Annotated in this window: 19 protein-coding genes; 5 read left to right on the forward strand and 14 right to left on the reverse strand. The window is 41.2% G+C overall.

Annotated features, from left to right (window positions below):
* Nucleotides 1–262: 262 nt before the first annotated feature.
* Nucleotides 263–1,504, reverse strand: a complete 1,242-nt coding sequence (locus CUU66_RS03390) for an ABC transporter permease (RefSeq protein ID WP_101640271.1) — start codon at nucleotides 1,502–1,504, stop codon at nucleotides 263–265.
* On the reverse strand, nucleotides 1,497–2,396 hold the full coding sequence (locus tag CUU66_RS03395) for an ABC transporter ATP-binding protein (RefSeq protein WP_101640272.1): 900 nt from the start codon (nucleotides 2,394–2,396) through the stop codon (nucleotides 1,497–1,499). The genes CUU66_RS03390 and CUU66_RS03395 overlap by 8 nt, the downstream gene beginning before the upstream one ends.
* A gap of 243 nt (nucleotides 2,397–2,639) precedes the next feature.
* Between CUU66_RS03395 and CUU66_RS03400 the strand changes: the two genes are divergently transcribed.
* On the forward strand, nucleotides 2,640–2,825 hold the full coding sequence (locus CUU66_RS03400) for a YhzD family protein (RefSeq protein ID WP_101640273.1): 186 nt from the start codon (nucleotides 2,640–2,642) through the stop codon (nucleotides 2,823–2,825).
* A gap of 619 nt (nucleotides 2,826–3,444) precedes the next feature.
* Here the strand turns inward: CUU66_RS03400 and CUU66_RS03410 are convergent.
* The 5 genes from CUU66_RS03410 to CUU66_RS03430 all read right to left on the reverse strand — a co-directional run bounded on the left by CUU66_RS03410 (nucleotide 3,445) and on the right by CUU66_RS03430 (nucleotide 9,527).
* Complete coding sequence (locus tag CUU66_RS03410) at nucleotides 3,445–4,239, reverse strand: enoyl-CoA hydratase (protein WP_101640275.1); 795 nt, start codon at nucleotides 4,237–4,239, stop codon at nucleotides 3,445–3,447.
* Nucleotides 4,240–4,347: 108 nt separating this feature from the next.
* Entirely contained in the window at nucleotides 4,348–5,964 is a 1,617-nt protein-coding gene (locus tag CUU66_RS03415; protein ID WP_101640276.1) for a long-chain fatty acid--CoA ligase, read from the reverse strand.
* A 154-nt stretch (nucleotides 5,965–6,118) separates the two neighbouring features.
* A complete protein-coding gene (locus tag CUU66_RS03420) occupies nucleotides 6,119–7,627 on the reverse strand; it encodes a coproporphyrinogen III oxidase (RefSeq protein WP_101640277.1) in 1,509 nt (502 codons plus the stop codon).
* 524 nt (nucleotides 7,628–8,151) lie between these two features.
* Entirely contained in the window at nucleotides 8,152–9,021 is an 870-nt protein-coding gene (locus CUU66_RS03425; RefSeq protein WP_101640278.1) for a Cof-type HAD-IIB family hydrolase, read from the reverse strand.
* A gap of 149 nt (nucleotides 9,022–9,170) precedes the next feature.
* Nucleotides 9,171–9,527 carry a YlbF family regulator gene (locus tag CUU66_RS03430; RefSeq protein WP_101640279.1) on the reverse strand — a complete coding sequence of 119 codons (357 nt, stop codon included), beginning with the start codon at nucleotides 9,525–9,527 and terminating at the stop codon, nucleotides 9,171–9,173.
* Nucleotides 9,528–9,841: 314 nt separating this feature from the next.
* Between CUU66_RS03430 and CUU66_RS03435 the strand changes: the two genes are divergently transcribed.
* The 3 genes from CUU66_RS03435 (at nucleotide 9,842) to CUU66_RS03445 (ending at nucleotide 12,210) form a co-directional block, all read left to right on the forward strand.
* Complete coding sequence (locus CUU66_RS03435; protein WP_101640280.1) at nucleotides 9,842–10,051, forward strand: DUF5342 family protein; 210 nt, start codon at nucleotides 9,842–9,844, stop codon at nucleotides 10,049–10,051.
* Between the two features lie 23 nt (nucleotides 10,052–10,074).
* A complete protein-coding gene (locus tag CUU66_RS03440) occupies nucleotides 10,075–10,974 on the forward strand; it encodes a PucR family transcriptional regulator (protein WP_101640281.1) in 900 nt (299 codons plus the stop codon).
* A gap of 117 nt (nucleotides 10,975–11,091) precedes the next feature.
* A complete protein-coding gene (locus tag CUU66_RS03445; RefSeq protein ID WP_101640282.1) occupies nucleotides 11,092–12,210 on the forward strand; it encodes an ABC transporter ATP-binding protein in 1,119 nt (372 codons plus the stop codon).
* Nucleotides 12,211–12,343: 133 nt separating this feature from the next.
* Here the strand turns inward: CUU66_RS03445 and CUU66_RS03450 are convergent, their stop codons facing one another.
* From CUU66_RS03450 to iadA, 7 genes are all read right to left on the reverse strand, one after another.
* A complete protein-coding gene (locus CUU66_RS03450; protein ID WP_101640283.1) occupies nucleotides 12,344–12,586 on the reverse strand; it encodes a hypothetical protein in 243 nt (80 codons plus the stop codon).
* A 129-nt stretch (nucleotides 12,587–12,715) separates the two neighbouring features.
* Nucleotides 12,716–14,101 carry a class II fumarate hydratase gene (gene fumC, locus CUU66_RS03455; protein WP_101640284.1) on the reverse strand — a complete coding sequence of 462 codons (1,386 nt, stop codon included), beginning with the start codon at nucleotides 14,099–14,101 and terminating at the stop codon, nucleotides 12,716–12,718.
* Nucleotides 14,102–14,282: 181 nt separating this feature from the next.
* Nucleotides 14,283–14,969 (reverse strand): YetF domain-containing protein, encoded by a 687-nt coding sequence (locus CUU66_RS03460; protein WP_101640285.1) that lies wholly within the window; start codon nucleotides 14,967–14,969, stop codon nucleotides 14,283–14,285.
* Nucleotides 14,970–15,181: 212 nt separating this feature from the next.
* A complete protein-coding gene (locus tag CUU66_RS03465; RefSeq protein WP_101640286.1) occupies nucleotides 15,182–17,197 on the reverse strand; it encodes an ABC transporter ATP-binding protein in 2,016 nt (671 codons plus the stop codon).
* Nucleotides 17,197–18,948, reverse strand: a complete 1,752-nt coding sequence (locus CUU66_RS03470; protein WP_101640287.1) for an ABC transporter ATP-binding protein — start codon at nucleotides 18,946–18,948, stop codon at nucleotides 17,197–17,199. Before CUU66_RS03470 ends, CUU66_RS03465 begins: the two co-directional genes overlap by 1 nt.
* Before the next feature lie 920 nt (nucleotides 18,949–19,868).
* On the reverse strand, nucleotides 19,869–21,140 hold the full coding sequence (locus CUU66_RS03480; protein ID WP_101640288.1) for an MFS transporter: 1,272 nt from the start codon (nucleotides 21,138–21,140) through the stop codon (nucleotides 19,869–19,871).
* A 605-nt stretch (nucleotides 21,141–21,745) separates the two neighbouring features.
* Nucleotides 21,746–22,921, reverse strand: a complete 1,176-nt coding sequence (gene iadA / locus CUU66_RS03485) for a beta-aspartyl-peptidase (protein WP_101640289.1) — start codon at nucleotides 22,919–22,921, stop codon at nucleotides 21,746–21,748.
* 265 nt (nucleotides 22,922–23,186) lie between these two features.
* Here iadA and CUU66_RS03490 point away from each other — a divergent pair, with 265 nt between their 5' ends.
* Nucleotides 23,187–23,504: an HPr family phosphocarrier protein gene (locus CUU66_RS03490; protein ID WP_101640290.1), complete on the forward strand. Its 318-nt coding sequence runs from the start codon at nucleotides 23,187–23,189 to the stop codon at nucleotides 23,502–23,504.
* The last annotated feature ends 61 nt before the right edge of the window (nucleotides 23,505–23,565 follow it).

Here is a 23,565-nt window from a genome sequence, read left to right on the forward strand (position 1 = left end):
CGTATAGCGGCATATGCATTGGAGCGTTCCGCATGAGATACAGGAAATATGAAATGCGGAAGCGCCTTGCGTAAGAGGCTGACCGTAAGGAATGAAGTATACTAGTCGCCGGGCACTGGAGCTAGACAAGTAAATTATTTTTGAAATTCTGTTTTTCACCAGCCAATATGTCAGGTTACGAACAAAAGATCCCCTTAGTTATATTTTATCATAAGAAAAAAGGACAGGCCCAACTTCGTAAGGAAATTTGGCCTGACCCTAATTAATTTTGTGAAAGTGCTTTTTTTATATCTTTGAAGGAACTGGATTTGCCATATAATAGAACGCCGCCTTTGTAGACCCGGGCTCCAAAGATGGCTAGCAAAATGATCGTCCCGATTAGAAGCCCTATACTAAGCACCACTTCCCACATAGGGATATCCAGCATCCCTACTCTTAAAAACATAAGCATAGGGCTGAAGAAAGGAATAAAGGACATGATTTTAATAAAGGAAAGTTCAGGATCGCCAAGCCCAAAGATGGCCAAAGTGAATCCAATCACTACCAGCCATGTCATCGGTCCGATGGTTTGCTGAAGATCCTCCACTCTGCTCACAAGCGACCCTAGGAATGCAGCGAGTGTAGCGTATAAAAAATACCCAAGAGTCGCAAATAAAATACCATAAAATATAGTAGCTACCGGAAGCTCGTCAAAATTGAAAAATGGAATTCCAGTCTCTCTAATAGATTCCAGATTCTTCTTGAATGATGCATACCCGACTAAAAAGAACAAAGCAAGCTGCGAAATGCTAAGCAGAGCGATTCCAAATATTTTTGCAAACATTTGTTGTACAGGCGAAACACTGGAAACTAATATCTCCATGACTCTTGAAGTTTTTTCCTGAGCTACTTCCATTGCTATCATATTTCCGTACATAAGAACCGAAAAGTAAATCACAAACAAAATAATATATACCAGCCCTCTGGCCTGATTAAGCTCTTCCTCTGTTTTAGCATCCTTTTTTAAGGGCACTATATCAAACTTAACAGGTTCGTACAACGACGCAATCTGTTCCTGCTTCAGGTTTAAATTTTGTGTTGCCAATACACCTTTTACCTGCTGAAGGGCCGATTGAAGCTGTGAACTGACCGTTGTATCCGAAATAGTTTCAGATTTATATACACCTGACGGCAGTTCCTGTGCATCCGCTTTAATCAGCAGATATCCCGAGATCGTTCCCTTGGCCTCCTGACTCTGGGCTGCTGTCTCGTTTTCGGCATTCGTTACTTTAAAATCAGCTTTTTGAGCGGAAAGCTGCTGCTTGAGTGCCGGGTAATATTGTCCGCTTTCATCTACTACACTGATCGTTTCCGGCCCTTCTTTATCTTCAAAGTACTGAATGAATTTGGACATATTCGTAGCACCCAGCACTAAAACCATCATAATAATGGTTGAAACGATAAAGGATTTGGCTTTGATCTTTGTTATAAACGTGTGGCAAAAAATGATCCAGAACTTATTCATAGGCTGCACCTACTTTTTCAATGAAAATATCGTTAAGTGACGGCTCTTCGATTTCGAATTTACGGATAAAGCCTTTAGATACAATATCATGCAAGATCGGTTTTGCAGCTTCTTCTCCAGATATCTGAAGTGAAATCCCTTCAGAAGTCGGTTTAGCCTTAAGTACGCCAGGAAAACCCTTTAGGAAGCTTAGGTCAAAATCAGCATGAATAGAAAGATTCTTTTTGCCAAATGAACGTTTGATTTCCTTTAGGGCACCGAATACAACCGGGCTTCCTTTATGCATGATGCAGAGATTTTCACAAAGCTCTTCCACATGCTCCATTCTGTGGCTTGAGAATACAATGGTCGTACCCTTTTCCTTTAATTCGGTAATGGCATTTTTAAGCAGCTCAACGTTAACTGGGTCCAAGCCGCTGAAAGGTTCATCCAGAATGAGAAGCTTCGGTTTATGTATGATGGAGGCAATAACCTGAATCTTCTGCTGATTACCCTTTGACAATTCCTCCACTTTTTTATTCATATACTCTGGTACCTTAAAGCGATCAAGCCAATATTCAAGTTCTTTTAAAGCAAGAGCCTTGTCCATCCCCCTCAACCGTGCAAGGTAGACAATCTGATCCTTGACCTTTAATTTAGGATACAATCCCCTTTCTTCCGGCAGGTACCCAATCAAAGGACTTGTTGAATAATCAATTTTCCTCCCATCCCACAGAATTTCCCCTGTCGTTGGTTTCAGCAAACCTAGAATCATTCTAAACGTTGTGGTTTTTCCAGCACCATTGCCACCAAGAAATCCAAACATCTCTCTTTCTGGTATCGAAAAACTCAGTGACTTCACAGCTTGAAAATCCCCAAAATGTTTCGAAACATTATTAATCTCGAGAACCATTTTACTCCCCCTAATTTTTCATTAAGGAACCGGTAAAAAATCCCGGATTCCTTATGTGGAAGTATCCTATATGTCTATCCTTCCATCTTTAAAATAGGAATATTATTCCACCTATAATGTTATTAAACTTTGTAACATTACACAAGGTCTCTTTTTTTAGTAGATAAATTCTTTACAACTAAATAAATGGTATGTAAGAATTAAAGCGAATAGTCAGAACTTTCATACCAAGGAGACTCTTTTATGAAGAATTACAAACTAACCGTTTTCGACGTATCCGGAGAAAAACTGCTGGACGAAACCATTCAGGCAGAAAATGACGACCAGGCTAAAGCTCTAGGAACAGGCCGCCTCGAGGAAAAAGGGTACCAGGAACATACCCACCGATGCACAGCACCAACAGGCAAACTTGTACTATTCCATCGTTAAAAAGGAAAGTCCGAGACTCTTATGGAGTATCGGATTTTTTTGGTTATGTCTTCTTCATGGAGTTTTTACATTGCTTTTTTTAGGAAGGCACCGCTTTCCACAGCCTGCTCGTCTTATGCTGTTCGGGTCTCTTCCTTCCTTCAGAGTTAAGTTTCTTTTTATTCATTTTCTTCTTCATGGAGCTTGAAAACCGATCTTTTTAGGAAGGCATCGCTTTCCGCTTTTCTATTTGTCCAGCTCCGAACTGACACCTTCGGTCATAAGCCAATCGCCATCAAAAGGCAAAAAGCGGCCTTTCGCTGCCGCTTTTCTTATGCCTTTTAGGTGTCTGCTTTTTATTCTTTTTTTCTGTTTTTATAGTTTAGGATCATCAATGTGCTTTGTAGAAATACTATTTAAAAAGCACCGTTCTCCGCTTTTCTATTTGTCCAGCTGCAAGCTGAGACCCTCGAGTCATAAGCCAATCAGTCCATGGAAAGAAAAACGCTTTCCACGGCCTGCCCGTCTTATGCTGTTCGGGTCTCTGCCTTCCTTCAGAGTTAAGTTTCTTTTTATTAATTTTCTTCTTCATGGAGCTTGAAAACCGATCTTTTTTAGGAAGGCACCGCTTTCCGCTTTTCTATTTCCCCTTAAATACTGGTTTTCTTTTTTCTACGAAGGCTTGGATGCCTTCTTGGTGGTCTTTGGTCCGTCTCATTCTAAGCTGTCCGTTTTTTTCTAATTCAAGGACTTTGAGAAGGTTAGGTCTGTTGATTTCTGCCAGTATTTTTTTTGTTTTGATCATTGCCGATACTGGCTTTTGCCGCCATTCACTGATTTTTTGATCAACTGCCGCATCCAGGTTATCAGTGGTTTCGTGAATCAGATTTTTTTCTAGTGCTTCATTGGCAGTCAGCACTTTTCCGTCCCATATCAACTCTTTTGCTTTCACCTCACCCAGTCTTCGTTCCAGGAAGAAATGCCCGCCTCCATCTGGAATAAGCCCTATTCCGATAAAGTTCATGGCAATTTTGCTGTCACCATCTGCAATGATGTGATCGCAGGCAAGAGCAATGCTCAGTCCTAGTCCCGCAGCGGCACCATGGATTGCACAAAGTGTTAATTTTGGCATGCAGTACAAGGTCATGGAAAGTTCAGTAATGGCTTCCATCATTGAAAAGAACTCATGTTCATCGGATGATGAAGAAATCATTGCTTTAATATCTCCACCTGAACAGAATCCTTTGCCTTTGCCTTTTAAAACGACAATATCTACTTGTTCATTTACCGTTAAATCTTTCAGGGTAAGGACCAGTTCCTGCAGTAAGTCTAGATTTAGTGCATTAAAAGATTCTGGACGATTGAGTTCCACAGCAGCCAGTCTTCCTGAATAGGTGACTGTTACAAGAGGTTGAATTGTTGTATCCGCTTCCATTTAGATGCCTCCCTATTAATGAATATGAATTCATTATACATGGGTTTGGAATGAATAGAAAAAAATAAACGAAAAGTTAGGAATTTTGTCACAACTCAACAATGAGTATTACTTTTTAGACAGTTCCTGTGTCACCTGTTCTCTTAATTCTCTCTTAAGAAATTTCCCGACAGATGTTTTAGGAATATCCTCCATGAAAATGATATCATCCGGAAGCCACCACTTCGCAAACTGCGGTGCAATAAACTCCACCAGTTCTTCCTTCGAAACCATATTCTTGAAGGCTTCCTTTAGAACCACGCATGCTACTGGCCGCTCCTGCCACTGCTCATGAGGCACAGCAATCACCGCTGCTTCGAAGACAGCTTCATGGGCCATTAAGGCGTTCTCAAGATCCACCGAGGAAATCCATTCTCCTCCGCTTTTTATCAGGTCTTTTGTTCGGTCGACAATCTTTACAAAACCCTCTTCATCGATAGTGGCTACATCTCCTGTATAAAGCCATCCATCCCTGAACGCGTCCTGTGATCTTTCATCCTTATAATATTCAGATGCAATCCATGGTCCTCTTATTAAAAGTTCTCCCATTTCTTTACCGTCAGGATTCACTTCACCTTCTGCACCCATAACTTTAATTTCTAGGCAGGGAACCAGCACCCCCTGTTTCGATTTCAATTCATATATCTCTTCTTCGGGCAATTCCTGCTGATAGCTTTTCAATGTGGAAACCAGGACAATCGGACTTGTTTCTGTCATCCCATAAGCATGCATAAATGGAATGTTGTATTTTTGCTCAAAGGCTTTGATCATCCCTTTAGGTGCAGCTGATCCCCCGCATATTAAACCTCTTAAGCTGCTTAGGTCATATTGATTCTCTTCCATTTCTTTTAGAAGTCCGAGCCAGATGGTAGGAACGCCAGCCGAAATGGTTACTTTTTCTGATTGAATCAGCTCAGCAATGAGCTTAGGAGTAAAGTAAGGTCCCGGCAGAACCTGTGTTGTGCCAAACCAGACCCCGGCAAAAGGCAATCCCCATGCATTCACATGAAACATCGGCACAATTGGCATAGCGACGTCTTTTTCACTTAAGGCAGCACTGTCAGCAAGTCCTAGAGCCATACTGTGAAGGACAATCCCGCGGTGGGTATATACCACACCTTTTGGATTTCCTGTAGTTGCTGATGTATAACACATGCCGGCAGGATCATTTTCGTCAAGTCCTGGTTCAAATTGAAAGATCGGATTACCTTGCTCTAAAAGCTTTTCGTAATGATAAATAGGTGTGAGGTCAGTTTCTGGGAGTGTTTCGTTATCTGTCATGATAATAAAAGCTTTTACTGTCTGAAGTTCGTCTTTTATAGCATGGATGAGTGGAAGCAGATCAGAATCTATCAACAGGACTTTATCTTCCGCATGATTAATAATGTATGCGATCTGCTGAGGTGCTAGGCGTATGTTAATCGTATGGAGCACTGCCCCGGAACAGGGCACAGCGAAATATGCCTCTAAATGGCGGTGATGATTCCAGGCGAGAGTCCCAACACGGTCCCCCTTTTCTACGCCTAATTCTTTTAAACAGCTTGCCAAGCTCCTGGTTCGTGCCGCCATTTCCTTGTATGTGAACCTGTGGATGCCTCCTTCTGTCCGTGATATAACCTGTTTCTTCGAAAAATATTTTTCTGCTCGTTCTAGCATTTGAGTCATCAACAAAGGAGTGTTCATCATAGTACTTTCCTCCTAAATTTTAGTCATACACTATATAGTTCTGTACCCATAATCGTTATTCCTTCCTGCAGCATGGAGTTTTACCCCGATACGATCCACTGCCCTGGGAGCATGCATATAAAAAAAGCCCTGTAGAAGGGCTTTAGCTGATTTACTATCTTACTGTTTTATTTATTGAAAAGGTTTCCTCAAGCAGTGCTATTTTTTGTAAGGTATAATTTTCAAAACTATCATTATAGGATTTAGGATCTTTTGGATTTGCGAATTGTACTATTTTTCCTGTCTGCGGATGAACAAATTTGCTCGCTGCTCCACACCCTAAACCAATAATAGTCTGCATTTCTTCCATGATCATGATATTATAGATGCTTTCTTGACCTGGAATGGAGTATCCTACATTCTCTAAGTTTCCAAGAATATTTTTCTGGCGGTATAAGTAGTATGGAGTATAACCTTGTTCTGCGGTCCATTCTTCAGCCATTTCCATCATTTTTTCTACTTCTGGCCTAGAAGCCACTTGGTACTTTTGCTTATTCCTGGTCATTTCTGACGCTCTCTTGAAGGAAAGAGTATGAACAGTCAAGGACTCGGGCATTAACTTTGCTGTCTCACTTAAGGTGTAAGCAAATTCCTTAGTCCCTTCGCCAGGCAGGCCAATAATTAAATCCATATTTATATTGTTCATGTTCCATTCTCTTGCCAGCTTATATTTTTCAATGGTCTCTTCGACTGTATGGTGCCTACCGATCGCTTTTAACGTTTCCTGGATATAGGATTGAGGATTGATACTGATGCGGTCGATATTCCACTTATTCAAAACCTCTAATTTTTCAGGCGTTATTGTATCTGGACGGCCCGCTTCCACTGTTATTTCTCTAATGGTTTTAACGTCTGGAAAAGACTCATACATCTCTTCGTAGAGCATGTCCATTTCTTCTGCGGTAATGCTTGTCGGGGTTCCCCCGCCGTAATAAACGGTTGTGATTTTGATTTGGTTCTCTTTTAACCATTTTCCTATCTCACGCATTTCGTAATGAAGCCCGCCTAAGAACGAATGGACAGAACCTTGTCTGCCATTGATGGCGTATGCGGGAAATGTACAATAGGCACATTTTGTAGGACAGAAAGGAATTCCGATATAGATGCTCACTTCGTTTTGCAGGGAGTAAAGATCTGGGACCACACTAAGCTGGCGGTCTACTATTTTTTGCATAAGATCTATTTTTTGCGGTGAGATTAAATAATTCTCCAGCAAATCCTGATGGGCCTGTTTCTCCGGTATTCCTTCCTGCATTTTTTTATGCAGGAGCTTTGTAGGACGGATACCTGTTAGGATTCCCCATTTTTGGACTACTCCGGTTGCTTCCTGCAGCACAGTTAAATAAGCCTTGCAATAAGAGTCCTTAAGCTGCTTAAAAATCTCTTTATCCGTACTGCCTGAAGGAATGGTTCCAGTAATATCTGCCTGATAATTACTGCCTTCCTTAACATCTGTCAGCGAAACAGTTCCTGTAAGTGTCCCTTTTATATTAAATTCAGCCAGGAAGTCAGGGTTTTCGGCAGCAGTGAAAGAAACCTTTGATTCCTCAAAGAATAAATTCGCTATATTTGTGAATGGCCTGATCAGCCTTTCATCTTCAATTCCACTAATTTGAATGTACAATTTTATTCACCCTGGTTTTTCTATAGTTTATTATTAGATTTTATATTTTTTGAATGAATTTTGGAAAACGGCTGCTATAAGTGTACAAAATACCTGTTTACCGGTCAATGCTGAATCAAAAAGGGTTCAGTCACAAGGGACCGAACCCAAATTACTAAGCTTATGCTTCACTTTCAAGGTTTTATGCTTATGTTTGGCTACTTTATGCTTATGTTTCGCTGCTTTATGCTTAGGTTCCTGGGTTTTATGCTTAACTGTTTATTTTCTATGCTTATAGTACAGGAGTTATGCTTAACATTTTGGCCTTATGCTTATTAGCGGCAGTTTATGCTTATCATTTTGGTCTTATGCTTATCCCGAGATCATGCTCATGCCTTATGCTTACCATACTATTCGGCTCATACTTATCAGCCGCGATCTACGCTTATCGCTCGGGTCTATCTTACCACCCGTAAATTTATGATTACCACCGCTTGGTTCTTACCTTCTCCCCCGGGTCTCGTAACATACCCGTCCCATTCCACTTACTTATTCACTTTAAGATCTCTACTCACCCCATGCTCTATCTGCTGCTGTCTCCTGAAGAGTTCTTTCACTGTGTATGCCACTCCCAGCTGGTCATTTGTCCTGCTCTGCCAGTCCGCAGCCAGCTTTAGTTCCTGCACGGCATTCCCCATGGCTACTCCAAGGCCTGCCCGCTCAATCATTTCCACATCATCTGAACCGTCCCCTATTGCAACGATCTCATGTGGCTTTATAGTAAAATGCTGGGCCAGATATCTTAAACCATCCCATTTAGACACACCCTCTGGAACGATGGTGAATTTATTTTCATTGATTTGGATCGTATCTACTTCATCGTACATCGTTCCGAGGGCCTTTGTCAGATCCTTCAGCTCGCCCTCGGTTTCACAAATCACATCTATTTTAGGCGGTGCGGCGGGATGGGCCGCAAGCGTTTCACTTAATATATCTACATATTGATGGGCATAAAAAAACGGTTCGTTTTTATAGAAGGAGGCTTTCCCAATTAAGTTTTCAGGCAGATTCACCCGGTTCCCGATCATATATTTTTCATGGTACAGCTTAATCTGGCTTGATGAAACCTCTGATAGTTTGACTAGTTCCAGAGTTAGTTCTTCAGATATTCTTTTTATTAAAATGGGTTTATCAAATGCTCCCACATAGGCTCCTTGATGGGCAACGATGTGCGGCTTTATTTTAAGTGCCTTTGCAACCTTCCTAGCAGATGCAAAATTCCTGGATGTGACGAGGGCCACATAGACTCCTTTCTGATGAACATATTCAATTGCTTCTTTGGTTGTTTTGTGCAATCGGCTGTTGGAATGAAGCAGGGTTCCATCTATATTAACGGCTAATAATCGATACACCATGATGATCTCTCCCATCTGTTATGTCCTTACCAGATTTTTATGACGAAAAGCATCATCCTAGAACTGTCAGGCCCTCGATATATATCAGCATGAGGTGTGAAACAAAAAAGCCCTCAAGGAATTTGATTCCCAGAGGGCTTGCACATCTATTACATCTGGTCAGCGGGACCATACATTTCATCCAGTGGCTTTAGGATGATTTTGTTCAATTCGCCTACGATCATGCTCATTCTCTGTTCTGCTTCCATGAGCTTTGATATCTTGTGGTTCTGCTGGACTAAGGCAACCGTTTTTTGAGCCTGTTGTATTTCTTCCTGGGATATGTCCTGCCCCATCATTTGTTTCTGCTGAATGCTCATTTGCACCTGACGGAAATTCTCAAACATGTTTTTGGCGCCAGGATCTGCATTTAATTCTGCAAAACTGGTTTTTAAAGCAGTAAATTCCTGGCTTTGACGGATTGCTCTTTCGAGTTGGTAAGCCGCATCATATAAATTTGAGCTCATTAATATAGTTCCTCCTTGTTTCGAGTTTCTTCTTTTATGCATAATTGCTATCATACCCTGTAATAAATCAAATATGCTCTTAAACTACCACGTTAACTTACCACGAATGATATCATTATGCCAATGAAAGCTACCTAACCTCCTTTTGAAGTAATTATTCAGCAGAATTGCGCTTCTTAACATTATGTTGACTATACAGCTAATATACCCCGAAATACTTTTCTCCTCTTAAGAGCGTTTTCCGCTTGTTTCCTTATTAACCCCATGGACTATTAAAACGCTGATGAATTATACTTAATTTGGAGGGGATAAGCATGATTTCGCATTTTACATACGAACGTTTATTTTCAAACTCGGAAATACCCGGCTGGAAAATCAATTTCTTTTATAAGCAGCGTCCTTATTCAGGTATTTATCATTCTAATGGACGTATTGAGTGGCTTTTAGAAGCTCCAGATTTGGAAAACGCTGCAAATATTGAAAGTTACATCCATGAATTAATGTTATACCATGTTTATGAATAGAATCCCGAAAGTGGGGCTGGCGTATGATTGATAAGCTTAAACAAAAATACCCGAATGCGTTCTTACAACAACAGAATATTCCTTACTCAAGCGACCATTTGTATATAAAGGTTTCCGATAAAGAAATCATAGGTATTCCTAAGGATGACCTTACGGAAGAAGAGTCGGCCCTATTACAGGTATTGTATCCAGTTGGCGATTCCAGGGGAGCAGATCTCCCTTTAACTGAAAAGGAACAATGGAGAAAGTTTATAAACAAGACTTCTTCGATAGCCCCGGTTACCTCCTGGGAGCATGTCCGGTTTATTTTCTTCACAGTGCTAAGCAGAGAAACCTCTCAGCAGGAAGCCGAAGAGGCATTTCTTACTCTGTTCCCTTCCGATTCTATCATCATCTGGAATACACCGGAAAAAGGTGTCCTGATAGAGCCTCGGTCGATTGAATCCTTGAAAAAGAATGAACTCGAGCCGGTTCTTGCAGCCTTGGAAAGCGATTTCTTTATCCAATTCCGTTTATTTATCGGTTCATTCTTCCCGATAGGCGAGGATCTGCCTGAACAGTATATGATAGAGGAAAAAAGTTTTTCAATTGGTGAGCAGTATTCTCCTGAAAATCGACTGCAGAACCTATCAAGTACATTCCCGTTTTTGTTGGCCCGTGGACTTGTACAGCAGTATCAGGAATGGTTTACTTCCCACCTGCTAGGTGAATTCTTTGACGACCAGGAAATGATCTCAACCATTAAAACTTATATAGAATGCAGCTCCAATGCAAGCCTTGCTGCCAAAAAGCTGTTCATGCATAGAAACAGCCTTCAATATCGTATTGATAAATTCGTTGAAAAAACAGGTTTAGATATACGTGGATTTGAGGATGCACTAACCGTTTATCTATTAATCATAATAGCGCTTTCAACAAAATAGGCACCCTGCACAAAAAGGTGCCTGTTCATTTTGTGCAGAGTGACATATTCTTTTATTAAAATATTCCGTACAATGAAATCAAATAAAAGAAACATTAGATTTCAGGAGGTTTTCTTAATGGCAGAATTACGTTTAGACCATATTTATAAAGTATATGATAATAAAGTGACGGCAGTAGAAGACTTCAATTTACACATTCAAGATAAAGAATTCATCGTATTTGTCGGCCCTTCTGGCTGTGGTAAATCTACTACTCTCCGCATGATTGCCGGCCTTGAAGAAATCTCCAAAGGCGAGTTCTACATTGATGGAAGACTAGTTAATGATGTACCTCCTAAAGATCGTGACATTGCAATGGTTTTCCAGAACTATGCCCTTTATCCTCACATGACGGTATATGATAATATGGCATTCGGCCTTAAGCTGAGAAAAATGCCGAAAGAAGAAATCGACCGCAGAGTTAAAGATGCGTCAAGAATTCTTGGACTGGATGCATACCTTGATCGAAAGCCTAAAGCTCTTTCTGGCGGTCAGCGCCAGCGTGTTGCTTTAGGACGTGCAATCGTTCGTGACGCTAAGGTCTTCCTAATGGATGAGCCGCTTTCCAACCTTGATGCTAAATTGCGTGTTCAGATGCGCGCTGAAATCGCTAAGCTTCATAAGCGTTTAGAAACGACTACGATCTATGTAACACACGATCAGACAGAAGCGATGACAATGGCTACTAGACTAGTAGTTATGAAGGACGGAATCATCCAGCAGGTTGGATCACCGAAAGAAGTATACGAAAACCCTGAAAATGTATTCGTAGGCGGCTTTATCGGATCTCCAGCGATGAACTTCCTGAATGGAACACTTAAAAATGGCAAATTCGTAATCGGTGATGTTTCTGTAACTGTACCGGAAGGCAAACTTAAAGTACTTCGTGAACAAGGTTATGAAGGAAAAGAATTAATTCTTGGAATCCGTCCTGAGGATCTTCATGACGAGCCAATCTTCATTGAATCAAGCGACTCAGTTATTACTGCACATATTGAAGTAGCAGAATTAATGGGTGCAGAATTCATGCTTTACTCGCAAATCGGCGGCCAGGACATCGTTGCCCGCGTAGATGCACGTACAATCGTAAAAGCAGGAGACAATCTGGAGCTTGCTCTTGACATGAACAAAGTTCACTTCTTTGATAAAGAAAGTGAATCACGCATCCGTCCGCAGCACCAGACGGTTACTGTATAAGAACAGCGGCGAATTAGCTAGTGCCTAACGCACTAGCTAATTCGCCTGAAAAGAGAGCCGGTCAAAAAACCGGCTCTCTTTTTTTATTTATGGCGAAATGAATAGTCGAGATCCTTTTACATATTGATCGGTCTCATTCCTCTATAAATACGACTTGATCATGGCCGCATGACAGGCACGATAATAAATGCGGGCAGATATCATCCTTTGAAGTATTTGGAAATCCATCCCCCAGCTTTACTGTTTCTTCATCATTATAATGTCCGTAAGGATCCAGATAATCTGAAACCTTCCCCGAATCCTCCATGGTATTCCCGCACACGGAACAAAGTGCTTCAAGTTTGTCTAATCCATTGCAGTATGGGCACATAGCCATCATGTATCCTCCTTTTAGCAGCCGCTCCTTAAGTAGTATTATTGTGTAAGCAGAGGAATATGTGTGAACCTCAGCCACGGCCACTAATAATTTGCCATTCTGATTATTGTAATTAATTAGGGGCAAAACCTATCTTTTAGTAACCATTTTTTCTGGGTCTACCCATTCATCAAACTGCTGCTCTGTTACATAATTTAACTGCAGCGCTGCTTCCTTCAGAGTTAAGTTTTCACTAAAAGCATACTTTGCAATTTCAGCTGCCTTTTCATAGCCAATATGTGGATTTAGCGCTGTAACCAGCATCAGTGAGCGATTGAGATTTTCATTGATTTTCTCAGGGTTGGCTGTCATGCCTTTCATACAATGTTCATTGAAGGAGCGGATACTGTCAGCTAATAAGCGAATTGACTGCAGGAAATTATAGATAATAACCGGTTTAAATACATTCAGTTCAAAATTACCCTGGCTGGAGGCAAAGCCAATCGCTGCGTCATTCCCAAATATTTGAACTGCGGCCATTGTGACGGCTTCACTTTGGGTTGGGTTCACTTTCCCTGGCATAATGGAGCTTCCTGGCTCATTTGCCGGAATTGTGATTTCGCCTATGCCGCAGCGCGGTCCGCTTGCAAGCCACCTTACATCATTGGCAATCTTCATCATATCCGCCGCCAGCCCTTTAACGGCGCCATGGACATGAACCAATTCATCATGGCTGGTTAGCGCATGGAAGGTGTTAGAACTTGCTTGAAAGGGGTAACCAGTATCTTTTGCGAGAAAGCCTGCTGTTTTTCTTCCGAAATCGGGATGGGCATTAATTCCCGAACCGACTGCCGTACCTCCGATAGCCAGCTGCAAGAGATGATTACTGCTTTCTTTGATCATTTGACCGCTTCTCTGAAGCATTGCGTTCCATCCGCTTATTTCCTGGCCTAAAGTCAGCGGTGTAGCGTCCTGCAGATGTGTTCGTCCAATTTTCAACAAATTGGAATACTGTTTCTCTTTTGCTTTTAAGGTATCAGATAATTCCCTTATAGCAGGTAACAAATCTTCGCTGACAGACAGAAAAGCTGCGACATGCATGGCCGTTGGAAATGAATCATTAGAGCTTTGGGACATATTCACATCGTCATTAGGATGTACTTTCTCATTGCTTTCATTTTGCAAAAGAAGATGGTTAGCTCTGTTGGCAATCACTTCATTAACATTCATATTTGTTTGTGTACCGCTTCCCGTCTGCCATACCGAGAGAGGGAATTGATCATCATATTTCCCTGCTAATATGGCATCACACACATCAACAATCGCTTTTTCTTTAACCGGGCTCAAGTGACCTAATTCTGCGTTCACATTAGCAGCAGCTTTTTTTACTCGTGCGTACGCATAGATTAAAGGCATGGGCATTTTTTCGATACCTATTTTAAAATTGTTCCTGCTTCTCTCTGTTTGTGCTCCCCAAAATTTGTCAGCAGGAACGTTAACTTCTCCCATTGTATCTTTCTCAATTCTAAACTCCATCTGTTCCGCCTCCCAACTAATGTTTCTCTCTTCTTTTCCCTCAATTTTCAATTTTTAACTCTGCGGTCCCAACGGAAATATAATAGTTTGCTTAAATTCCTTATTTACATCTGTTTAATTGATCAATCTGTAACATAGGACCAGCTTCTTTTCAGGCCCGCTATTAAAAATATGTAAGACTTTACCTCAATGAATGATCTTCTTTGTAATCTATATAAAGAGATCCATCAGATTGTATTTCTGCGTAAAATATATTTCCTATATTCAAAACACCGGCCCTTTTCAGCTGTTCCATCAGCCATTTTGAAGTCAGGTTATGGTGTTCAAGAGAAGGTTCATCTATTTCCCCCTCATAAATGACTCCGACTGGTATAGGGAACATCGGGTTTTTTTTTCTCGTATTCGGACTTCTTTTTTTATCTTCCTTTGTCTTCACAGATAACTTTCCATCTATTTCTAAGATGGCATATTCAACCTCACTCAATGAGAACACCTTTTGTTCGCGGAGCATTCCCTCCAGTGTATCCATATCCAGGCCAGTTTTCTGGAGTGCTTGTTCCATAATTCTTCCCTGATGAATAATGATAGAGGCTTCTCCTACAATGACCTGTCTTGCTCTTTTTGATTTTGCACTTATAAAACCTATTAATATGGTTAGTATCGCCCATCCGATTAGAACGAAAATACCCTTATCGATCTCTATATTTTCATTAGAAGATAAAGACGCCGCAATATTCCCTATTGTAATAGCGGTTACAAATGTATAGATATTTAATTGGCTTATTTCCTTTTTGCCCATCATTCTGGTTAATACCATTAATACAAGAAAGGAGCAGACAACCCGGAATACAGCCTCTAAATAACCCATGATTCAACCTCCTGCCATCCACATTCCGGGCAAATGCGGACGTGAGCTTTTACCCAGGGTATACTATTATTAGCCTGTTCCTTCCTGTTTTATTTATACAGGAGTGTCTGCCGATTGAGAGGATTAGAAAATTATATACAAAATAATCTTTTAGAAAAGAGCCATAAAAAAAAGAATGTTCCAGGCGTAGTAAAACCTGGAACATCCCTCTTTTATCCTGCTCTATTCTGCTGGATTCCCTGCTGCAGCTGATACATTTGATAATATCTGCCTCTTAAGTTCATAAGCTCTTCATGACTGCCTTTTTCTGCGACTTCGCCTTTGTCGAGCACTAATATTTGATCAGCATTTTTAATCGTTGATAGTCTGTGTGCAATGATGAAGGTTGTTCTTCCCTTCTTCAGGACCTCCATGGCTTCCTGGATCACGGCCTCCGTTTCCGTATCTATGCTGGATGTTGCTTCATCCAGTATCAGAATAGCCGGATTAAAAGCAAGCGCTCTGGCAAATGATATGAGCTGGCGCTGGCCTGAAGACAATGTGCTTCCTTTTTCTATGACAGGCGTATCAATTCCCTTTTCAAGGTGAGTCAGGACTTGATCAGCACCCACATCTCTCAGCGCTTTTTCTATGGTTTCTGCCGAGATTCTTGGATCATTTAAACTGACATTTGAAGCAATCGTTCCTGTAAAAAGGTATGGATCCTGAAGAACGATCCCCATATGTTCCCTTAAAGTCTGGTAAGGAATGTCCTTTACATTCCTTCCATCAATGGTTATGGCACCTTTGCTGGAATCATAAAATCTGAACAATAGATTCATAATGGAACTTTTTCCGGAACCAGTATGCCCCACAAGAGCCACCGTTTCTCCCTGGCTGGCTTTGAAGCTGATATCTTTGAGGACATATTCGCCTTCCTTGTACCCAAATGAGACATTATTGAATTCAACGTTTCCTTTGTACCGGGTAATTTTTTCGTCACTCACTAGTGTGCCCTTTTCATCCAGCAGCTGGAATACTCTTTCTCCAGCCACAAGAGCCTGCTCAAGATTTGCAAATTGGTTTACAATCCCAGAAATAGGATGGAACAAACGGTTAATATAATCCACTAACGCATACAGCATACCGAGTGAAATCACCGAATTTAGATTCAATGATTCCTTGCCGAAGTACCAGATAAACGCTACAAATGTAATATTTCGTAAAATATTTACTAAGTTATGACCCGTTAAAGAGTTCAAGCTCAACATTTTATTTTGATAATGAAAATGCTCTTCATTTAACTTTTCAAACCCTTTAACCGTCTCTTGTTCCCTGTTGAATGCTTGAATTACTGTCATGCCCTGTATTGATTCATTTATGGTCGCATTGATATCGCTCACTCTTGACCTGATCACATGATTGTATTTGGATGCGAACTTCCGATAAACAAGTGTCCATATCACCATAATTGGGACGAGCAATAAACATAGCGCCGATAGTTTTGGCGAAAGAATGAAAACCGCAATAAAGATTCCAATGATATTGATAATACTTGAGAAGAAATTAGCGAGTACCGCTACATACAATTCCTTAATGGCTTCTGTATCGTTGGTGATCCTGGAAACTACTTTTCCTGCTGGCAGGTTATCGTAATAAGAGATATGCAGCGTCTGAATGTGAGAGAATAAATCTCTTCTCATTTTCTGGATAATTCGATTCGCTGCTTTCTGTAAGTTATACCTCTGCCCATATTGGAAAATAGCAGCAACGACCAGCAGTCCAAAGTAAAAAGCTGCCAGCTTTAAAATCCGGGGGATTTCTGGTTCATAGAAATCCATGAGTTCCCTTTTTGTTAAAATGTCTGCCTTGTAAGATTGGGTTCCCTGCTTATTCTTGATGGTCACGACATTGTCCGTTAACGAACGCTTTCCTTCTTTTGAAACAGCTCGATCAATAAACACAAATTTCCTCCCAATCTGAAGGATGGAGACCTGCTTCCCTTTTTGCTCCCCGTCTTTGAAATAAGCTCCTCTTTTGTAAAATTGATCGTTATATTCTATTGTGTCTCTTCCCTTTGCAGATCCATACCAGGTCGACTCTATACCAAGGATATGCGAGTCAATCACACGTTTAGCGATAAATGGGCCGGCAAGGTCTGCAGTTACGGATATCGTGAGCATCACAAGCGCAGCCCAGATGATTTTTTTGTATAGTGCTGCGTACTGATATAAACGTTTGCCTACCATTACGCAATCACCTCCGATCCTTCCTCCACCTGCTGTCTTTCGAATTGTTCTTTATACCATCCATCGATGCCGAGGAGTTCAGGATGGCAGCCTTCCTCTACAATTCGTCCAGCATCCAGGACCAGAATCCAATCTGCATGCTGAACCGCGGACAGCCGGTGTGTAGTAATGATTGTTGTTTTGCCGCTTCGGCCTTTTCGTATATTATCAATGATCGTAGTCTCTGTTTTTGCATCTACTGCTGAAAGCGAGTCATCCAAAATTAAAATTTCAGGGTTCCTGATCAATGCTCTTGCAATCGAAATCCTCTGTTTCTGCCCCCCGGATAAAGCCACTCCTTTTTCCCCGACAAGAGTGTCCAGCCCTTGTGGCAGATTAGCAAGATCTTTATTGAAGTCAGCAAAGCGGATCGCCTCCCACAGTTCCTTTTCACCTGCCTGCGGATTACCGAAGAGAATGTTTTCCTTGATGGTTCTTGAAAATAAGAAGTTATCCTGCGGCACATATCCGAGCCAGCTTCTTACTGTACTAATATCTTGTTGGTCCAGAGGTACGTCTGAAATAGAAATAGTGCCTTCCCCAAGGGGATACTCCCTTAGCAGCTGCTTAATCAGAGTCGTTTTGCCGCTGCCTGTTTTTCCAACTATTCCTATTGTCTGGCCCTTTTCAATTCTAAGTGAAATTTCCTCCAAGTTATGATGGTTTGAAGAAGGATAAGTGAAAGAAACATGGCGAAAATTAATTTCTTCGGGTATATTTACTTTCTCTATAACATCTCCGTTTTTAACATCCTCTTGATAGGAGAGAGTCTCGGTAACCCGGTCAAGCGATGCATTTCCCCGCTGCATAATATTGATAAGCTCGCCTATAGCAAACATGGGCCAGATCAGCATCCCGAGGTATACATTGAACGATACAAGTTCACCCATCGTCAGCTGCTGATTAAAGACTTGGTAAGCACCATAACTGAGCCCAATCAAGTAGCTTAATCCGACAAGTATTTTTATGGTTGGATCGAATAACGAATCAATTTTAGCCACTTCAAGGTTTTTATGGAATACATCTTCTGTCATTTCCCCAAACCGCTTCTCATCCGCTCTTTCCTGTACATACGCACGAATCACCCGTACACCTGAAACGGATTCCAGTACATGGTCATTCATCTCCCCAAAAGCATCCTGTGCAGAAGTAAAGCGTTTATGAATCCGACTCCCGTATATATTCATAATCCACGCCATAATGGGTAGCGGCACAATGGCTGCAAGTGTAAGCTTCCAATCAATCAAAATGCACATTGTACCAATGATTGTGGCCGTAAACATTAAGGCATCTGTTAATGTTAAAATCCCAAAACCAGCGGTCACTGAGACAGCTTTTAAGTCATTAGTCGCTCTGGCCATCAAATCGCCCGTCCGGTTCTTCTCAAAAAACGAAGGGGTCATCTTCAGCAAGTGGTTCATTAGCTGCGATCTCATTCTTTTCTCCAGAATGAACGCGCCGCCAAAAAGCTGATACATCCAGACGTAACAAAGTGCATAAACCGCCAGGGCAATGCCTGCCAGCCACGAGATATATTTGAGAATTCCAAAATTCGTGAGCGTGCCTTCATGAATATCATCAATGGCAAGGCCGACTAATCTCGGCGGTAGTACCTCCATGATATTTACTACACACAATAACGTAATGGCTATTGTATATCTAAGCCAATGTTTTTTAAAAAACCATGCCAATTTCTTATAAATAGACAGCATTTAAAAGGGCCTCCTGAATTCAAATTTTCACCTTGTTCCTCACTAGCCGCTATCCGGATCCGCCGCTCCAATTAGTAGTAAGTGTTTTGAATTTGCCATTTTTTTTACCTCCACATTTGTTTATTGGAAAGAGCTTGTAAGCTCTTATACCCGGGTTATAAAAATATCTTCTTTACCAACGACTCTGTTTTAAACATGCCTGTTAATTGTCGTTACAGGCACTCTCTTGACCATTTTTCCCACAGAAGACTCGCGCCTTCGCCGCATTCAATTTAATACGAAAATCAACAATGAACTTTCACATAGTCTGAAAATAAAAGGCTCTTTTCTAAAAGATTGTTGTTTTTTAATGAGTTCTGAGGTGATTTCATTGTTAAACTAGGTTGAATGGAGCGTAAGGTGCGAGACCGGGATTAGCGGGACAGGTAAGACCCCACAGGCAAAGCCGAGGAGGCTCACCGCCCGCCCCGCGGAAAGCAAGCGCCTGGAGTGGAAATCAACTTCTTGTCCAATAGCCACAAAGTTTACGAAACAGCCAAATAAAAAGACTCCTCGCGTAATGCGGGAGCCCTTATACTTTGGTTGAAAGCATAATAAAAGCGCACGCGCGGTGTATCCGCAGCCTGCGCAAGATCTCGGTAAGTTAACCTTCAGAAATGGAGAGGCTAAAAAACCTAAAACAGCGGCTGCGTGTCAATATGGCAATACAATTAAATCCTTGTGATTTGTGATAAGTCATAACGCAGCCCTCCATTCTAATTTAGTGGTATCTTCTGTGAGTACTTTACTATTAAAAGAAATATTTGTCAATTTAATATTTTTAGAAAATTCTTAGAACACCTAGCCATTCTCATGCAGTTAATGTATGCAGAAGGTTTCGAAGCAATGATAGGAAATATTTTCAAGAACAGAAATAGGCTTTAAACGGCCTTTTGTTTAGCCGATTTCAACGACACTTCATCCGTATACTTCGGTACTAAATATAAATATAGAAAACTGACAAACATTAATGCTCCGCCAACAATCCAATAAAGACTCTCTATGGTTAAGAAGGATGGGAATGATAACGAAATAAAGCCAAGCATCAAAGATTGAGCAAGCATCATCAACGGAGTAATCCAGCCTTGAACTCTGCCCATCATTTTAGGATCAACAATGGTCGGCATCCATCCGCCTATGGCAATATTGCAAAACGGCAGCGCCAAAGACGCGCAGAACAATGCAGTAAAGAACCAAATTGTGTTCTCTGCAAAAGATGAAAGGACAACAAAAAAGCCTGAAAAGAAAAGACCCGCAATCAAACAGTGGAACAGTTTTATTTTCCTTACAATTGAAGAAGCAATCACACTTCCTAACAGCACGCCGCTGCCAAAAACAATCCCAAGGATTACGGAATACTCTTCATAATGGTCTGGGGCCAATTTATATTTCATGATAAAAATTGGCATGACTGAAAATCCGCCATTAACGAGACCAAAAATACAGAAGCCGCTCAACAAAGAGAGTAAGAGCTTATCATTCAATATGTATTTCATCCCAAGCTTAAAGTCATTAACCACGAGTTTGATATCAAGGTCTTTTAGTGAATGGCTGCCGTTTGGCATTCTGACTTTTTCAGGTATATGGCATGATCTAATTAACAGAGCGCTGATCGCAAAACTAATGGCATTTGCGGTCATAGCTCCATATATTCCTATGTTCCAGTACAAAAAAATCCCCAGTCCATTACCAACGAGCATAAATATACTTGATACCATCTGATTCAATCCTGCCGCTGCTGTGTAATCATCCTTTGTCAGGACACCCTGGATAATACCAGACTGCGCCGGGGCAAAAAACTTTTGCACCCCGCTGATCAAAAACAGCATAAGAAAAATCAACGGCATAACATCGATCTTTATGGCTGCCATCAAACACAGTGTCAATCCAAAACAAATCCAATCACAGTTTTCGGCTATTTTCCTCCTGTCCATTCGATCTGCCATTACACCTACCAAAAAGAAGACAGCAAGGACTGGCAGGGAATACATCAGTTCCGCAACTGAAGCATAAGAAGGATTATCGCTAAACCGATCCAGGAGATAAAACATAAAGGCAGAAACACTGATCACGCTTCCCATTTGTGAAGTGAAATTCGCTAAAAACAGTTTGGTATACAACGGATTTTTAAAAACAGAAAAAGTTTTACTCATATGCTTCCTTCCTTCATTTTGGCTGTTTTCGTAAACTTTGTTGTTATTGAACAAGGGGTTGATTGGAACGTGAGGTTGCTCGCGGACCTTAGGGGTGGTGGGCGCTGAGCCTCCTCGGTTTCCCCTATAGGGTCTCACCAGTCCCGCTGCTCCCGCGCAAAAAAGGCGGAAAGCGGTGCCTGCCATTCATTTGATATTTTAAAGCTCAATGTTGATTTAATAAATATAAAATACTTAACAACATTGGCAGGCAGAGACACGATAAAGAAGACTTGCTGATTGGCGAACCGACAGTGAAGACAGAAGCTTAGTCGCACTTACCACGCTTGAACGGCCACGTCCTGTGGCCCCGCCTGGCTCGCACATCCTGTGCATCGTGCGTTAGCCAAGCATAAGACGAGCTGGCTGTGGGGAGTGCTTTTCTTCCCATAGACGGATTGGCTTATGACTCGAGTGTCTCAGCTTGGAGCCGGATCGAGGAGTCTCGCACCTTACGTTCCAATCAACCTGTTTAACAATAGGGTTTGTTCACAGAACTTATAAAAAACAACAACCTTTTAGAAAAGAGCCTTCATTTTTTAAAAAGAACTGAGCAGCAGATACTCTTATTCTTCAAATGTCCCTTTGACTCGTGGAGTTCCTTCGTAAACCATCAGCTTTCCCATTGCTACAACAGAGTCAATCTTCAAAGTCCCTTTATCCAGGAACACTAAGTCGGCATCGTTACCGGGAGTAATTTTCCCCTTATGACTCAAGCCTAAAATGTCCGCGGGATTTTCTGTTATTACCTTTATTGCTTTTTCTACAGGTATGTTCTCGGTCAATATGGCATCCCTTACTTCTTTATACAGCGAAGAACATTTACCGATCTGAAGACCCCGCAGCATTCCGCTCTCGTCAAATTCAGGGAGGCTGGCCTGGCCGTCTGAGGTAAAAGTGATCCTGCTGATCTCTACATCCTCATCGAGCATAATTTTTAGGCCTTTACTGCATTTGACCTCTCCTTCTTCAAGAAATTTCGCGATTGTACTTGTGGTGAAATCTACATAGCCGCCTTTTCGGGCAAAACGGATAGCTTCCCGGAATAAGTGGGAGTTTCGGTTAACATGAGTCGGATAAAATTGTCTGAGGGGCAGATCAGTCGTCTCTACGACTTCTTCAATAAGCTTAAAGTGATCAAAACTATCGCCTATATGTATATTGACAATACCTGCTTTACCTGAAAGCATGCCTCCTATTCTGGCTGCTGAAGCAATCTTGGCGAGCTCCTGGGCAGTCGGCTGTGATGATCGATGATCCGAGATAGCAATTTCTCCAACGCCGATAATCTTATCAACCAGAATAATATCATCCTCTATTTTTCCAGTCAGAGTCTTTACAGGAACCTGATACGATCCCGTCTGTACATAACAGGTAATGCCTTCTTCTTCGAGCGCCCTTGCCTTGGCAATCAAGCTTGGCATTGTCCGCGTTGTCCCATCGGTACCGATGACTCCAATTAATGTAGTTATACCGGATAAAGTGGCATCAGTCAGCTGTATTTCCGGTGTTCTAGTTCTGTAGCTTCCTTCTCCGCCGCCGCCGATTATGTGAACATGTGAATCAATAAACCCGGGAACGATCAGCTTCCCCGCTGCATCAATTACTTGTATTTCGACAAATCCTTCCGGTACTTCAATCTGATCTTCTATAAAAGCAATTTTAGAATCAGCTATTAATATGTCCTTCTGTCCTAGATAATCAGGAGAATAGATTTCCCCGTTTTTGATGATAGTCAGCATGATGTTAACCCCTTTCTTACTAAGGAAAAATTCACAAATATACCCATTCTTCATATGAATTGATTATTCCTGCTTATAGTATTTGCCAGCTCTCTTTGATAAACCTCTAAATTAATATAGTAGAATATTTTTTTGTTACTGAACAGATATGTTTCATTTCCTTTAATCCGGGTAATAAACTATTAAGACAACAATCAAAAAATGATTTATCTACCTTACTTAAAATAAATTACTATCTTAATAATAAAAAGGAGTAACTAGGAAGATGACTGAAATTATTTCTGCAAGTGTACTCATTGAAGAAAAATTAACGATGAGTCAAATTATGTCTTTTTACCAGGCCAGCAAGCTTTTTGAAGGGAATGTTTATATGCATTGCAGCCATAAAATTGTCGATGCAAAGAAACTATCCAAGCTCGTTTCCTTTATGCTGACAGTAGACGAGCATTCTGCAATAAAAATAATTCTTGAGGGTCAGGAAGTCCAGGGCAAGCTTACCGAACTCACCGAATTGTGCGCAGCTCAAGAACAGCCGCTGAAGAAAAAATATTTTATGAACCCTACTGAAACCATACAAGTATAAAAAACAATTCTTCAGCAACATTATTAATAACTACGGAATGGAATAGGAGTGATTATAATGC

Source organism: Peribacillus deserti, from assembly GCF_002863585.1.
Lineage (GTDB): Bacteria > Bacillota > Bacilli > Bacillales > DSM-1321 > Paraperibacillus > Paraperibacillus deserti_A.

Bases quoted from the DNA above. Each gene is read 5' to 3' on its own strand.
- CUU66_RS03415 (WP_101640276.1), bottom strand. From the start codon at position 5,964: ATGATGAACACTCCTTTGTTGATGACTCAAATGCTAGAACGAGCAGAA.
- CUU66_RS03430 (WP_101640279.1), bottom strand. From the start codon at position 9,527: ATGAGCTCAAATTTATATGATGCGGCTTACCAACTCGAAAGAGCAATC.
- CUU66_RS03490 (WP_101640290.1), top strand. From the start codon at position 23,187: ATGACTGAAATTATTTCTGCAAGTGTACTCATTGAAGAAAAATTAACG.
- CUU66_RS03445 (WP_101640282.1), top strand. From the start codon at position 11,092: ATGGCAGAATTACGTTTAGACCATATTTATAAAGTATATGATAATAAA.
- CUU66_RS03425 (WP_101640278.1), bottom strand. From the start codon at position 9,021: ATGGTGTATCGATTATTAGCCGTTAATATAGATGGAACCCTGCTTCAT.
- iadA (WP_101640289.1), bottom strand. From the start codon at position 22,921: ATGCTGACTATCATCAAAAACGGGGAAATCTATTCTCCTGATTATCTA.
- CUU66_RS03400 (WP_101640273.1), top strand. From the start codon at position 2,640: ATGAAGAATTACAAACTAACCGTTTTCGACGTATCCGGAGAAAAACTG.
- fumC (WP_101640284.1), bottom strand. From the start codon at position 14,101: ATGGAGTTTAGAATTGAGAAAGATACAATGGGAGAAGTTAACGTTCCT.
- CUU66_RS03460 (WP_101640285.1), bottom strand. From the start codon at position 14,969: ATGGGTTATTTAGAGGCTGTATTCCGGGTTGTCTGCTCCTTTCTTGTA.
- CUU66_RS03410 (WP_101640275.1), bottom strand. From the start codon at position 4,239: ATGGAAGCGGATACAACAATTCAACCTCTTGTAACAGTCACCTATTCA.
- CUU66_RS03435 (WP_101640280.1), top strand. From the start codon at position 9,842: ATGATTTCGCATTTTACATACGAACGTTTATTTTCAAACTCGGAAATA.
- CUU66_RS03465 (WP_101640286.1), bottom strand. From the start codon at position 17,197: ATGGTAGGCAAACGTTTATATCAGTACGCAGCACTATACAAAAAAATC.
- CUU66_RS03470 (WP_101640287.1), bottom strand. From the start codon at position 18,948: ATGCTGTCTATTTATAAGAAATTGGCATGGTTTTTTAAAAAACATTGG.
- CUU66_RS03440 (WP_101640281.1), top strand. From the start codon at position 10,075: ATGATTGATAAGCTTAAACAAAAATACCCGAATGCGTTCTTACAACAA.
- CUU66_RS03450 (WP_101640283.1), bottom strand. From the start codon at position 12,586: ATGGCTATGTGCCCATACTGCAATGGATTAGACAAACTTGAAGCACTT.
- CUU66_RS03390 (WP_101640271.1), bottom strand. From the start codon at position 1,504: ATGAATAAGTTCTGGATCATTTTTTGCCACACGTTTATAACAAAGATC.
- CUU66_RS03395 (WP_101640272.1), bottom strand. From the start codon at position 2,396: ATGGTTCTCGAGATTAATAATGTTTCGAAACATTTTGGGGATTTTCAA.
- CUU66_RS03480 (WP_101640288.1), bottom strand. From the start codon at position 21,140: ATGAGTAAAACTTTTTCTGTTTTTAAAAATCCGTTGTATACCAAACTG.